The sequence below is a fragment of the Furfurilactobacillus curtus genome, assembly GCF_045862785.1.
Lineage (GTDB): Bacteria > Bacillota > Bacilli > Lactobacillales > Lactobacillaceae > Furfurilactobacillus > Furfurilactobacillus curtus.
In genome coordinates, this window is the sequence record NZ_BQXO01000035.1 from 1 (window position 1) to 926 (window position 926).

The 926-nt window shown below is 47.3% G+C and carries 1 protein-coding gene; it reads left to right on the forward strand.

Annotated features, from left to right (window positions below):
• A partial coding sequence (locus ACKTR2_RS10285; protein ID WP_407885046.1) for a beta strand repeat-containing protein occupies positions 1 to 926 on the forward strand: 926 nt, incomplete at both ends.

Consider the following 926-nt stretch of genomic DNA (forward strand, 5'->3'; position numbering starts at 1 on the left):
GTTCAAACAACACTGGTGACAACAACACCGGTAACTCGAACTCTGGCTCGAATAACACCGGTGACAACAATACCGGTAACTCAAACAGTGGTAATTCGAACAGTGGTTCGAACAACACCGGTGACAGCAATACAGGTAACTCGAACTCTGGTTCAAACAACACTGGTGACAGCAACACAGGTAATTCAAACTCCGGCTCGAATAACACTGGTGATAGCAATACCGGTAACTCGAACTCTGGTTCAAACAACACCGGTGACAGCAACACCGGTAATTCGAACTCTGGCTCGAACAACACTGGTGACAGCAATACTGGGAACAGTAACTCTGGCTCGAATAACACCGGTGACAGCAACACCGGTAATTCGAACTCTGGTTCAAACAACACTGGTGACAGCAACACCGGTAATTCGAACTCTGGTTCAAACAACACCGGTGACAGCAATACCGGTAACTCGAACTCTGGCTCGAATAACACCGGTGACAACAATACCGGTAACTCAAACAGTGGTAATTCGAACAGTGGCTCGAACAACGCCGGCGACAACAATACCGGTAACTCAAACAGTGGTAATTCGAACAGTGGTTCGAACAACACCGGTGACAGTAACACTGGTAACTCGAACTCCGGTTCAAACAACACTGGTGACAGCAATACAGGTAATTCGAACAGTGGTTCGAACAACACCGGTGATAGTAATACTGGTAACTCGAACAGTGGCTCGAACAACACCGGTGACAGCAACACAGGTAATTCGAACTCTGGTTCGAATAACACTGGTGATAGCAATATCGGTAACTCGAACTCCGGTTCAAACAACACCGGTGACAGCAATACAGGTAACTCGAACAGTGGTTCGAACAACACCGGTGACAGTAACACTGGTAACTCGAACTCCGGTTCAAACAACACTGGTGACAGCAAT